The sequence below is a fragment of the Streptomyces sp. NPDC014006 genome, from assembly GCF_043088925.1.
GTDB lineage: Bacteria > Actinomycetota > Actinomycetes > Streptomycetales > Streptomycetaceae > Streptomyces.
In genome coordinates, this window is record NZ_JBICAJ010000001.1 from 1,039,222 (window position 1) to 1,051,903 (window position 12,682).

General features: G+C 73.9%; 9 protein-coding genes. 4 read left to right on the top strand and 5 right to left on the bottom strand.

The window, feature by feature from the left end:
• Positions 1–56: 56 nt before the first annotated feature.
• Both ACF1GV_RS04790 and ACF1GV_RS04795 read right to left on the bottom strand, forming a co-directional pair.
• Entirely contained in the window at positions 57–2,141 is a 2,085-nt protein-coding gene (locus ACF1GV_RS04790) for a YhgE/Pip family protein (protein WP_391677855.1), read from the bottom strand.
• Positions 2,113–2,964, bottom strand: coding sequence for an ATP-binding cassette domain-containing protein (locus ACF1GV_RS04795; protein ID WP_391677858.1), 852 nt, complete (start codon positions 2,962–2,964; stop codon positions 2,113–2,115). Before ACF1GV_RS04795 ends, ACF1GV_RS04790 begins: the two co-directional genes overlap by 29 nt.
• A 165-nt stretch (positions 2,965–3,129) precedes the next feature.
• Between ACF1GV_RS04795 and ACF1GV_RS04800 the strand changes: the two genes are divergently transcribed.
• From ACF1GV_RS04800 to ACF1GV_RS04810, 3 genes are all read left to right on the top strand, one after another.
• Positions 3,130–3,696 (top strand): SAV_6107 family HEPN domain-containing protein, encoded by a 567-nt coding sequence (locus ACF1GV_RS04800; protein ID WP_391677860.1) that lies wholly within the window; start codon positions 3,130–3,132, stop codon positions 3,694–3,696.
• Positions 3,697–3,832: 136 nt separating this feature from the next.
• Positions 3,833–4,603 carry a methyltransferase gene (locus ACF1GV_RS04805; RefSeq protein WP_363267171.1) on the top strand — a complete coding sequence of 257 codons (771 nt, stop codon included), beginning with the start codon at positions 3,833–3,835 and terminating at the stop codon, positions 4,601–4,603.
• A 286-nt stretch (positions 4,604–4,889) separates the two neighbouring features.
• Complete coding sequence (locus ACF1GV_RS04810; RefSeq protein WP_361632768.1) at positions 4,890–5,282, top strand: DUF3040 domain-containing protein; 393 nt, start codon at positions 4,890–4,892, stop codon at positions 5,280–5,282.
• A 472-nt stretch (positions 5,283–5,754) separates the two neighbouring features.
• On the opposite strand, the gene ACF1GV_RS04815 is transcribed toward ACF1GV_RS04810, so the two are convergent.
• Genes ACF1GV_RS04815 through ACF1GV_RS04825 form a run of 3 tightly spaced genes read right to left on the bottom strand, consistent with a single transcriptional unit; the run spans position 5,755 to position 10,648 of the window.
• Positions 5,755–8,235, bottom strand: a complete 2,481-nt coding sequence (locus tag ACF1GV_RS04815; RefSeq protein ID WP_391678491.1) for a DUF3488 and DUF4129 domain-containing transglutaminase family protein — start codon at positions 8,233–8,235, stop codon at positions 5,755–5,757.
• Entirely contained in the window at positions 8,235–9,611 is a 1,377-nt protein-coding gene (locus ACF1GV_RS04820) for a DUF58 domain-containing protein (RefSeq protein WP_391677862.1), read from the bottom strand. The genes ACF1GV_RS04815 and ACF1GV_RS04820 overlap by 1 nt, the downstream gene beginning before the upstream one ends.
• On the bottom strand, positions 9,611–10,648 hold the full coding sequence (locus ACF1GV_RS04825; protein ID WP_391677865.1) for an AAA family ATPase: 1,038 nt from the start codon (positions 10,646–10,648) through the stop codon (positions 9,611–9,613). Before ACF1GV_RS04825 ends, ACF1GV_RS04820 begins: the two co-directional genes overlap by 1 nt.
• Before the next feature lie 686 nt (positions 10,649–11,334).
• Here ACF1GV_RS04825 and rsmH point away from each other — a divergent pair.
• On the top strand, positions 11,335–12,291 hold the full coding sequence (rsmH, locus tag ACF1GV_RS04830; RefSeq protein ID WP_391677867.1) for a 16S rRNA (cytosine(1402)-N(4))-methyltransferase RsmH: 957 nt from the start codon (positions 11,335–11,337) through the stop codon (positions 12,289–12,291).
• Positions 12,292–12,682 lie beyond the last annotated feature (391 nt).

The following is a 12,682-nucleotide window of genomic DNA, read 5'->3' on the forward strand; positions in this document are numbered from 1 at the left end:
AGGTCCCGCGCGGCGGTACGCGCGCGTGGTCACCGGCTCGGCCCCGGGTGCGGTGGTCACAGGCTCAGCTCCGGGTGCAGCCGGTCCAGGGTCCACACCTGCCTGCGTCGCGCCGACAGGGCGGTCAGGGCGAGCGCCCCGGCCGTGAACGCCGCCAGGACCGCGCACGCCGTCCACACCGGTTGCAGCCCACCGCCGGTGATGAGCCGGCGCAGGGCCTCGACGACGTAGCTCATCGGCAGGAACGGGTGGATCGCGTTGAAGAAGCCCGGCGAGGTCTGCACCGGATAGGTGCCGCCCGCCGAGGTCAGCTGGAGCATCAGCAGAGCGAGGACGAGGATGCGGCCGGCCGCGCCGAAGCGGGCGTTGAGCCACTGCACGATCCCCGCGAAACACGCCGCCACCAGGAACAGGAAGCCGATCGTGCCGGCCGCGCGGGCCATCTGCAGACCGATCGCCCAGTGCAGGACCGCCATGAGCGCCGCCGTCTGCAGGACGCCGACGGCCACCACCGGCAGCCAGCCCGCCAGCGCGATCCGCCACGCCGGGGCGCCCGCGGCGAGCGCGCGCCGGTTCATCGGCGGGATCAGCATGTACGCCACCATCGCGCCCACCCACAGCGACAGCGGGATGAAGTACGGGGCGAAGCCGGTGCCGTAGTTCGGCGCGTCGTGCAGGTCGTGGGAGGCGAGCCGGACCGGGTCGGCCATGACACCGGTGCGCTGGTCACGGTCCTGCCGGTCGTAGTCGGGGATCTTCCCGGCGCCGTCGTGCAGCCCGCCGGCGAGCTTTCCGGAACCGTCGACCAGCTTGTACATGCCGCCGTTCAGGGTCTCGGCGCCGGTCTTGAGCTTGCCGACGCCCTGGTCGAGGGTGCCGGCCCCGGTCGAGGCGGTGCCGAGCCCGCTGTGCAGCTTCTTGGCACCCGCGGCGACCTTGGCCGCGCCGTCGTTGAGCTTGTTGATCTTCGATACGGCGTCGTCGAGGTCCTCGGTCAGGTGCGGGGCGCGCTTGGCGAGGGCCTGCGCCTGCTTCTGGAGGGTGGCGAGGTTGGCGCGGATGGTCTTGAGATCGCCGTTCTGGTCGGCGATCAGGGTGTTGAGGTCGTCCGCGATACCCGCCACGTCGGCGGCCGCCTGCTTGGCGTCCTTCAGCTTGGCGCAGCCGGAGTCCGGCAGCAGGGACTTCTCGCAGTGCTCCCGGTAGAAGGAGTTCAGCGCGTCGGAGGCCAGATGGGCGCCCTTGGCGGCCTGCGGCGCCCGCTTCACCAGGTCGTCGAGGTTGTGCTGGACGGCGGCCGCGGAGTCGGCGACGAGCCGGGCGGTGTCCCCGATGGTCTTCTGGTTGGCCTTCAGGAACGGGCGCACCTGCTCGGCGGTGCCGTTGACCTTGTCGGCGAGCGTCCGGGTGCCGTCGGCCACCTGCTGCGAGCCGTCCTCCAGATCACCGGCGCCCTGGTTCAGCTTGGTGAGCCCGGTGTTCAGCTTGCCGCTGCCGGCCTTGGCTTCCTTCAGCCCGTCGGCGAGGTCCTTGGAGCCCTTCTCCGCCTTGCCGATGCCGGTGCTGAGCCGGTCGGCGCCGCCCGCTGCCTGGACGGTCTTGGCGTGGATGTCGGAGAAGGAGATGAAGATCTTGTCCAGGAAGGAGCGCGACGCCTTGGTGGAGGCCGCCGTGCGCACCTCGCTGAACACCGTCCGGGAGATCTGCCCGACGATGTAGTTGTTGGCGTCGTTGGTGCGCACCTGAAGGGCGCCGGTCTCGGGGTGGTCACCCGCGCTGGAGGCGATCCGCTCGCTGAAGTCGGCGGGCATGGTCAGCGACAGGTAGTACGTGCCGTCCTCGACGCCCCGATGCGCCTGCTCGGCGCTCACCTGATGCCATGCGAACGTGCGGCTCTCCAGCAGCCGCTGCGTGATGTCGTCGCCGGCGGTGAGCTTCTTCCCCCCGACGGTGGCGCCCTGGTCCGCGTTCACCAGGGCGACGGGGATCCGGTCGAGGCGGCCGTAGGGGTCCCAGAAGGACCAGAGGTACAGGGCGCCGTACAGCAGGGGGAGCAGCAGCAGCGCGACCAGGGCGGCGCGCGGCAGCTTGCCCCGGCCGAAGCGCCGCAGTTCAAGAGCGGCCAGTTTCGGCGAGCGCATCGGCCGCCGCCTCCTTCGCGTCGTCCTCGGGGCTCTCGTCGCCCTCGGGGGTCTCTTCGGCCGTGCCGGCCTCGTCCTCGTCCTCGTCGTCGGGGGTGGTGCCGTCCGCGCCGGTTGCCCGCTCGCCGCCGGTGGTCACGGTGACGGCGCCGTCGGGGGCCTCGCTGCACACCGCGACGACGGTGATGCCGGCCCGGGTCAGGGACCTGAGCAGCTCCCACATCTCGGCACGCCCGGCGTCCGCCAATTTCAGATCCGCGTCGTCCACGCCGAGCAGCCCGGGCCGCCCGATCAGGGCGAGCGCGACCGACAGCCGCAGCGCCTCCAGCCGCTCCAGATCCCGTACGGCCGTGCGGGGGCCCTTGGGCAGGGTCTCCGGGTCGAGCCCGGCGGCCGCCAGGGCGGCGTCGATGCGCCGGGCGGCGGTCGCGGACCGCTCCGTGCGCGGCCGGAGCAGGGCGCGCACCCCGTCACCGAATCGCCGCTGGAGCAGGGCCCGTTCGCGCAGGTGCTCGCCGACGGTCAGGGCCGGATCCAGGTCGGTCACGCCGGGGACGTGGGCGAGCGCGCTGACCCGGCGCAGGGCGGCCATCCGCTTCGGCAGCCGGTGGCCGCCGACCGTGACCGTCCCCTCCGTGGGACGCATACGTCCGGTGAGTGCGAGCAGGAGACAGGTACGGCCCGTACTGGACGGTCCGGTGACCGCGATCAGCGCCCCCGGCTCCGCGTCGATGTCGATGCCGCGGAACGCCCAGCCCCGCGGCCCCTTGAGTCCGAGGCCGCGGGCCGCTATCGCGAGCCCGGGCGAGTCGTCGTCGTCCACGTGACCCCCTAGTTTTTGAACTGACTGGTCAGTGCAAAAACTAGCCCGAACCTTCGATCGAGGCAAAAGCCCAGGTCAGAACGGATTGTCAGTGGCATACCTCACGATGGGCACATACGGCACCCCCTAGGGCAGTGCCGTCACGCAGACGACAGGAGGTTCGTCATGGCCACCTACTCCGCAGCAGCCGCCCACCGGCGCCGCGCCACCGGCCCTGCCCCCTCACTGAACGGCCCGGCGAGCGACGTGCACCCGGTGCTGCGCCGGGCCTCTGCCCCGCCCGCCGCACTCGACCTGCTGGCCCAGGCCCGCGCCGGCCTCGAGGAGGCCACCGTCCTCGAGACCCCCAACGAGCGCTACGCCACGGCCCACCTCGCCGCGCTGCGCACCGCCGCCGCCGTGCTCGCCGCCCGCGGCCGCCCCGAGACCAGTCCCAGGAAGCGGGCCAGGATCCGGAGCGCCTGGGAAGTGCTCCCCGAGATCGCGCCCGAACTGACCGAGTGGAGCGCCCTGTTCGCCTCCGGCGCCCGGCGCCGCGCCCTGGCCGAGGCGGGCATCCAGGGCGCGGCCGGCCACCGCGACGCCGACGACCTGATACGCGACGTGGCGATGTTCCTCCGCCTCGTCGAGCGGATGCTGGTCCTCCAGCCGGTCCTGCCGCAACCGCGCCAGGACCCGGACGAGGCGGGCCGCGGGGAGGTGAGGGGCGCGGACATGCCGGACGCGGGCTGACCGCGGTGGCCTGGGGCGACCGCGGAGGCAATAGGGTGGAGCACGCCTGAAGCCTTCCGTCCCGCACCCGGGCCCGGAGGGCAGCCCGTATCGCGCCGCCGGGACGTGGCGGTGCCGCGCCGAGGAGTCAACCAACGTGTCGGACCCGATGCGACCCCGAGCCTCTCTTCGTACCGCCGTGGTCTGGGAGGTCCTCCAGGACGCCCTCGACCGGCGGGTGAAGGCCACGGGCCGGCAGGTGCTGGACGTCCTCGACACCGGGGGTGGCAGCGGCAACTTCGCGGTGCCCGTCGCCCGCCTCGGCCACAAGGTCACCGTCGTCGACCCCAGCCCCAACGCGCTGTTCGCCCTGGAGCGCCGCGCCGCCGAGGCGGGCGTGGCCGACCGGGTGCAGGGCGTGCAGGGCGACGCCCACGGCCTGTTCGACGTGGCGGAGCGCGGCGGCTACGACGTCGTCCTGTGCCACGGCGTCCTGGAGTACGTGGACGACCCGGCCGAGGGCGTGCGCAACGCGGTCGCCGCACTGCGCTCCGAGGGCGTGCTGAGCCTGCTCGCCGCCGGCCTCGGCGGAGCCGTGCTCGCCCGGGCGCTCGCCGGGCACTTCAAGGAGGCCCGGCAGGCCCTCGCCGACCCCGACGGCCGCTGGGGCACCGGCGACCCGGTGCCGCGCCGCTTCACCACCGAGCAGCTCACCGGGCTGGTGGAGAGCGCGGGACTGCGGGTCGCCGCGGTGCACGGCGTGCGGGTCTTCGCCGACCTCGTCCCCGGGGTGCTCGTCGACACCGAGCCCGGTGCGCTGGAGGCGCTGCTGAAGCTGGAGGAGGCCGCCGCCGAACTCCCCGCGTTCCACTCCGTGGCGACCCAGCTGCACATCCTGGGTGAGACGCGGGCGACGGCGCAGGGCTGAACCGGCTCCCGAGGCGATCCGTGGCGCGCCGTTGATCAGCGCGTTGGCGTCGGATGGAGTCCGCCACAGACCCCCCGTTCGGGTGCGTGTCGCCGTATGATCTAAGGAGACCGCCCGGCATGACGGGTCGGCCGCCGGGGAATGGAAGCCTCAGCGAGCCGGGACGCTCATGACGGATTCGGTTGGCCAATTGGCGCAGAGGGGCGGGTTTCACGGGGGCGATTCCCTGCCTATCCTGAAGGGACCCCCCGGGTCGCCCCGGCGACTGCACGATGAGGAGGACTCCGTGCCGCTCTCGGAGCACGAGCAGCGCATGCTCGAGCAGATGGAGCGAGCGCTGTACGCCGAAGATCCCAAGTTCGCGTCGGCGCTCGAGGGAAGCGGGCTGCGTACGTACACCCGGCGGCGGGTCTACCAGGCGGTCGCGGGCTTCCTCGTGGGTATCGCGCTCCTCATGGCCGGAATGGTCGCCAAGCAGGTCTGGCTCAGTGTCGTGGGCTTCCTCGTGATGCTGGGGTGTGCCGTCCTCGCGGTGACCGGCTGGCGCAAGGCGCCCAAGCCGGGAGAACACCCGGCCGCGGCCGGTCCGCACGCGCGGCGGCAGCGCGGTCCGAAGCGCTCCATGATGGACCGCATCGAACAGCGCTGGCAGCGCCGCCGCGACGAACAGGGGCACTGAGGGCCAGGTTCTCAACGACATCCCGAGGGGTGACCACCAGCAGGTGGTCACCCCTCGCGCGTCTGCGCCTACGGACCCCGGCAGCCCGGTGGGGGTGCGCGGTGCGCGGCGCACACTGCGCGGCGCACCGCGGGGTCAGGACGACCCCGCCGCCGCGTGGACTCGGCGGTGGGCCTGAGGGGCGGGCGACCCGGGTGGCCGGCCGGGGGAGTCCGGCGCCCCCGCGCCATGGTCCGGCCGGAGGCGGCTTCCGCCGTGGGAGCTCCACCCGCCGGCGCCTCGGGGCCGCGGAGGAAACCGCGGGTCGGCCGGGGAGCCCGCGTCGGCTGGCCGGGGGCCCGTCGGCCAGCCGCGAGAATCCCGGGGCCGCCGGGGAAACCGCGGGTCGGCCGGGGAGCCCCGGGCCGGCCAGCGGAGCCCCCGCCGGCCGGCCCAGGGAGCCCCGTCGGCCCGGGCGTCGCCTCTCGCTGTGTCAGCCGGTGCGCTGGCCCGAGGGGCGGTGGAGGAGGTGGGTCCAGCGCAAGGACCAGCGGGATCTGAGTGCTGTCCAGCGGGCCGAGAGGTCCCACAGCGCGCGGACCGCTGAGCGGGGGGCGACGAGGGCTCGCAGGCGGGTGCGGCGGTCGGCCTTCGCTCGGAGCGCGGCCCGCATCCGGCGCACGTCGTCGGCCAGCCCGGCCTCCGCCCGCGGACGCGGCGCGTACAGCACCTGCTCCACGGCGCCCGCCACCCGGTGCACCGACGCGGCCGCCGGTCCCTCCAGCTCACCCAGCCGCACGATCCGCGCCGCCGCCTTGCGCGGGGTGAGCGCGTCGTCCGGCGGGATGCCGTAGTCCCACGCCGTGTCGATCAGCTCGCGCCACACCGCCAGGACATGCCCGGCCGCCGCCTGCTGCGCGGCGAGCCGCGCCGGCTCCGCGGTCACCTCGAGGCCCTCGGCGCCGCCCTTGCGACCCGGGCCGGACGCGGCCGGTGCGCCCGCCGCGTGCTGCGCCGACGCCAGCCGCAGCGCACGCCGCCGCACCCGCCACAGCATGGGCAGCAGCAGCACGCTCAACGCCGCCAGGCCCAGCAGCGTCCAAGTGGTGATCGCCCACCAGGGTGTGGAGCCGCCGCTGCCCTGCGTCGGATTCAGCGGCAGCGCACCGGCGCACTCGTCGAGCTTCTTGGCCTGCACCGAACAGCTCGTGCTCGCCGAGGGCGCCGCCGACGGGGCCGTGCCCGCCGAACGCGTGGCCTGCGGAGCCTCGGGGATGTTGTTGCCGGGGCTGTCCGGCTGTGTGTAGGACGGCGTCGTACCGCGGGTCGGCGTCGGCTCGAAGCGGGTCCAGCCCACGCCTTCGAAGTACAGCTCCGGCCAGGCGTGCGCGTCCTTCACCCCCACCGCGACCGAGCCGTCCGACTGCACCGTCCCCGGCGCGAAACCGACCGCGACCCGGGCGGGGATGCCCAGCGTCCGGGCCATCGCCGCCATGGCGAAGGAGAAGTGGACGCAGAAGCCCTGCTTGTCCTTGAGGAACCTGGCGATCGCGTCGGGCCCGCTGCCCACCTCCACCTGCGTGTCGTACTGGAAGCCGCCGGTCAGCGCGAAGTAGTCCTGCAGCGCGACCGCCTTGTCGTAGTCGCTCGTCGCGTTCCGGGTGATGCGGCGGGCCGTGCGCGCCACCACGGACGGCACCGAGCCCGGCACCCTGGTGTACTCCTGGCGGATCGGCTCCGGCGCCTGCGGAGCCGACGCCAGCTGCCGGGCCGTCGGCCGCACATCGAGGCTGCGCACCTCGTACGTCTCACCGCGTGTGGTCTGGCCGTGGTCGCCGACCAGCGTCATGCCCACCGGCTCATAGCGCCACTTGCCGCCCACGGTCACCCCGCTCGGCGGGTACGGCATCGGAAGCCAGTCCTGGGCGTACCAGTCGGCGGCGGAGACGCGGGTGGTGATCTGCGCGCGCCTGACGTCCGCGCCCAGGCCGGCCGGGCTGGGGAACTCCTCCGGCACCTCGGTGATGTGCCGCTTGGCGGGCTTCCAGGTGGTGCCGTCGAAGTCGTCCAGCGACACGATCCGCAGATACAGGCCGCTGATGTCGTCGCTGTCCGTGCGCAGGACCATGGCCGTGCGGTCCTCGTCCTGGTTCAGGCTGTCGCGCAGCGAGACCAGCGGGTTGACCGCGGAGATCGTGCCCCCGCCGCCACTGCCCGAGCCCACGCCCGCCCGGGCGTCGGCCAGCAGTCCGCCCTGGATCGCCGGCAGTGGAAGCAGCGGCACCACCAGGGCGATGCCCAGCGCGACGGCGCCGATGCGCCGGCCCGTGCGCACCGGGGCCAGCGGGCCGTCCGGAGCTCCGGGGACGTGCGGGGTGCCGCCGAAGACACGGCCCCACTGCGACAGCCGCTCCCGGCCCTCGGCGAGCAGCAGCATCAGATACCCGGCGGCCGCCACCAGGAACCACAGCCAGCTCATGCCGCCGTCGGACAGCCCCGCCGCGACCGAGTACAGCGCGAGCAGCGGCAGCCCCGCCGGGGCCGCGCTGCGGTAGGTCACCGCGAGCGTGTCCACCAGCAGCCCGATCACCATCACGCCGCCGAGGAGCATCAGCCGGATGCCGTCGGACTCCAGCGGCGCCGGGATCGCATACCGCGCTATGTCGTCCGAGCCCTGCCGCAGCAGGTCGGAGAAGTGCTGCAAGGCCTGCGGGCCGGGGAGGAACCCGGCCACCGCCTGCCGGCCGGCGAAGACCAGGGTGAGCAGCAGCAGGGTGACCAGCGCCTGCGCGGCCACGGTCAGCGGCCGGGCCAGCGGCACCCGCCGGGCCGCCGCGCCCACGCCGGACTGGATCGCCAGCAGGATCGCCGCCTGGAGGATCCAGGTGGCCGGGTCGACCAGGGGCAGCAGCGCGCAGGACGCCATCACCGTGGCCGCCCAGGCGAACAGCGCCAGCCGTGCCCGTCCGCTCATCATCGTGCCTCCCCCGTACGGCCCTGCCCGCCCGCGGCCGCGAGAGCCGTGCGCTCCTGGTCCGCCTGGCGCCACAGATCGGCCGGCGTCGCACCCCGCGGGACGCTCAGCGCCGTCCAGCCCGCCTCCCGCAGCAGCCGCAACCGCTCCGGTGTCCTGTTCGTCGGACGAGGGGCGTCGATCGGTTCACGCAGCCACACCTCGCTGTCGAGCACGAACGCGATCGCGCCCGCGCTGCGCTGCCGCATCCGGGCGGCCACCGCGGCCTGCTGCTCGTCCAGGTCACCGAAGAAGGCCACCAGCAGCCCCTCGTTGCCGCCGCGCAGCACGTCGTAGGCCCGGGACAGACCCGCGCCGTCGGAGTGGTCGATCACCGCGAGGGTGTCCATCATCAGCCCGGCCGCGTCCGCGGACTGCTGGCTGGCGCCCGCGAACCCGTCGGCGCCCTCGCCGGGCACGGAACTGCCGGTGTCGGTCAGCAGCCGCACCGAGAAGCCCCGCTCCAGCATGTGCGTCAGCACCGAGGCGCACCCCGACACGGCCCACTCGAACGCGGAGTCCGGGCCCGCGCCGCGGAAGGCGACGCCCCGGGTGTCCAGCAGCACCGTGCAGCGCGAGCGCTGCGGCTGCTCCTCGCGCCGCACCATCAGCTCGCCGTAGCGGGCGGTGGACCGCCAGTGCACTCGGCGCAGATCGTCGCCGTAGCGGTAACCGCGCGGGATGACGTCGTCCTCGCCGGCCAGGGCCAGCGAACGCAGCCGTCCGTCGCCGTACCCCTTCGCCTCGCCGGTCAGTCTCACCGGCGGCAGCGGCTCCACCCGCGGGATCACCGTCAGGGTGTCGTACGAGGAGAAGGACCGGGTCAGCTCGCACATGCCGAACGGGTCCGACAGCCGCAGCTGGAGCGGGCCCAGCGGGAAGCGGCCGCGCAGGTCGGAGCGGACCCGGTAGGACACCTCGCGGCGCCCGCCGGCCTCCACCCGGTCCAGCACGAAGCGCGGGCGCGGACCCAGCACGTAGGGCACCCGGTCCTGGAGCATCAGCAGTCCCGTGGGCAGCCGCGAGACGTTGTCCACCCGCAGATGGACCCGGGCCTCGCTGCCCGCGGGCACCCGCGCGGGGCTCAGGCGGCGGCTGCCGGCGACCCGGTAGCGGGTGCGGTAGAGCACGGCCGCGCACAGCAGTGGCAGCGCCGCCAGCAGCAGTCCGACGCGCAGCAGACCCTCCTGGCCGAGGACGTAGGCACAGATCGCGGCGGCGATGCCGGCGGCCAGGAAGGAGCGGCCGCGCGTGGTCAGCCCGGCCAGGGCCGTCCGCATGCCGCCCTGCTCCCCGCGGCCGGCCTGCGGACGTCCCGTCCCCCCGTCGTACGTCATCACAGCCTCCGCGGCGGCCGCTGCGGGTAGGCCGGGGCGGCGGTGGCGCCCAGGCCGAAGCCGTGCTGCTGGGAGGCGGCCGGGACCGGGGTGTGCTGCAGGATCTCCAGCACGACCTGCTCGGCCGTACGGCGGTTGAGCTGGGCCTGGGCGGTGGGCAGCAGACGGTGCGCGAGGACGGCCACGGCGAGCGCCTGCACGTCGTCCGGCAGCGCGTACTCCCGGCCGCTGAGGGCCGCGGACGCCTTCGCCGCGCGCAGCAGGTGGAGCGTCGCGCGGGGGGAGGCGCCCAGTCTGAGGTCCGGGTGGGTGCGGGTGGCGGCGACCAGGTCGACCGCGTAGCGCCGGACCGTGTCGGCGACGTGGACACCGCGGACGGCGTCGATCAGCTTCACCACGTCGTGTGCGTGCGCCACCGGCTGGAGGTCGTCCAGGGGGCTGACGCCGCCGTGCACGTCCAGCATCTGCAGCTCGGCCTCCGGGCTGGGGTAGCCGATGGAGACACGGGCCATGAAGCGGTCGCGCTGCGCCTCGGGCAGCGGGTAGGTGCCCTCCATCTCGACCGGGTTCTGCGTGGCCACCACCATGAAGGGGCTCGGCAGCTCGTAGGTCTGCCCGTCGATGGTGACCTGGCGCTCCTCCATCGACTCCAGCAGCGCCGACTGCGTCTTGGGCGAGGCCCGGTTGATCTCGTCGCCGATCACGATCTGCGCGAAGATCGCGCCCGGCTTGAACTCGAAGTCCCGGCGCTGCTGGTCCCAGATGGACACACCGGTGATGTCCGAGGGCAGCAGGTCCGGGGTGAACTGGATCCGCCGCACCGAGCAGTCGATCGAACGCGCCAGCGTCTTGGCGAGCATCGTCTTGCCGACACCGGGGACGTCCTCGATCAAGAGGTGTCCCTCGGCGAGCAGCACGGTCAGTGCCAGCCGAACGACCTCGGGCTTGCCCTCGATCACTCCCTCCACGGAGCTGCGCACACGCTCCGCGGTAGCGGTCAGATCTGTAAGGCTCGCTCGCTCGTCATAGGTCGTCACCCGGCCCTCCTCGGCCCGTTTCTTGCTTTCGGGCCGCCGCTCTGTGATGCGAAACCGGCCCACCCCGAATCACGGACACCCCGCGGAAAAGGTTCCACGCGACGTCACAACCGCATTCTTGTTGCCGTTACCGGTTCGTGTCACTCGCCTGTGGACAACTGGCTGCGATATGTCGGCCCTTGCGGCCTTTCGGCCCTGGAAACGCCGGATTTCGCGAACGATGCGTGAGAGGAACGCGAGGACCGGGCTCCGGAACGGGCATCCGCGACCGTCCCGGCCCGCGCGTTCGGGCAAGTCCGGGACCGGTCAGCACGTCACTCCACTGCCGTTACCCACATGGGTGACGCAGGCGGTGCCGAACGGGTGAATTTCCCGGATCCGGCGCTCCGCGCGCGTGCCGGTGCACGACGCGCAGGCCGGTTGATTGACCGCGAGACAGGGTGGACTAAAGTGACGCGAAGCGGGAGGCGAGGCCCTCCCCACGGGACGTCCCGTCCCCCGTAAGAACGCTGCAAGACCCCCGGCGTGCTGTCCGGAGATCTCCCACGTGCGCGGCGCGTACGTACGGCTCGGCCTCCTCCCGCTCCCGGCCGGCCGCCGCCGTGAGGCGCCGGTCGGCCTCCCCTTCCGGGAGCGGGCGGGGACCCGGCGGTGCGGAGCGTTCGCGCCGGACCTGAGAGGGCCCCTTGAGTCAGAGTCGACACGTCCCGGTGATGCTCCAGCGGTGTCTGGACCTGCTGGCGCCCGCCCTGCAGGAGCCGGGGGCGGTCGTCGTCGACTGCACCCTGGGCCTGGGCGGCCACAGCGAGGCGCTGCTGACCCGCTTCCCCGAGGCCCGGCTGATCGGCCTCGACCGCGACAAGGAGGCGCTGCGGCTCTCCGGCGAGCGGCTCGCGCCGTATGAGGAACGCGCCACGCTCGTGCACGCCGTCTACGACGAGCTGCCCGAGGTCCTCGACCGGCTCGGCATCGCGCGCGTGCAGGGCGTGCTGTTCGACCTGGGCGTCTCCTCCATGCAGCTGGACGAGGCGGATCGCGGGTTCGCCTACGCGCAGGACGCGCCGCTCGACATGCGCATGGACCAGACCACCGGGGTCAGCGCCGCCGAGGTGCTCAACACCTATCCGCCCGGCGAGCTCGTCCGCATCCTGCGCGCGTACGGCGAGGAGAAGCAGGCCAAGCGGATCGTGTCCGCGATCGTGCGCGAGCGGGCGAAGGAGCCGTTCAGCAACAGCGCGCGGCTGGTGGAGCTGATCCGGGACGCGCTGCCGCAGGCCGCCAAGCGCACCGGCGGCAACCCGGCCAAGCGCACCTTCCAGGCGCTGCGCATCGAGGTCAACGGGGAGCTGTCCGTACTGGAGCGGGCGATCCCGTCCGCGGTCAAGACGCTCGCCGTGGGCGGACGCATCGCCGTCCTGTCCTACCACTCCCTTGAGGACCGGCTGGTCAAGCAGGTCTTCGCGGCCGGCGCCGCCACCACCGCGCCGCCCGGGCTGCCCGTCGTGCCGGAGCGTTACCAGCCGCGGCTCAAGCTGCTCACCCGTGGTGCCGAACTTCCCACCGAGGAAGAGGTCGCCGAGAACCGCCGGGCGGCCCCCGCGCGGCTGCGCGGCGCCGAGCGCATCAGGGAGGACGTGGAGTGAGCCAGGCGACGGGGCGGGCCCGCGCGGGGATCACCCCCCGGCGGCCGGGGCCGACGACGGCCGCGACACCCGGCGGGGGTGTCAGGCTCCGCCGGTCACGCCCGGCCACGGCCTGGGCACCCGGCCCCCGCGACCTGGCCGGGCTGTCCTGGGCCACCTGCGGCACGTCGCCCACGCGCGCGCCCGCATCACCCGGCGGCCTTGCGCGGCCGGGCCCACCGGGAGGCCGACTGCCGGCGCCCGGTCCGCGCCGACCGCACCATCCGCGAGCGGTGCGACGGCCGCACCTGCCGTACGGTCGGCCTCGGCTGCGCCATCCGCGAGCGGTGCGGCAGCCGTGCATGCCGTCAGCCCCGTCGGACCGGCACCCGCCCGCGTCCTCGGTACGGCG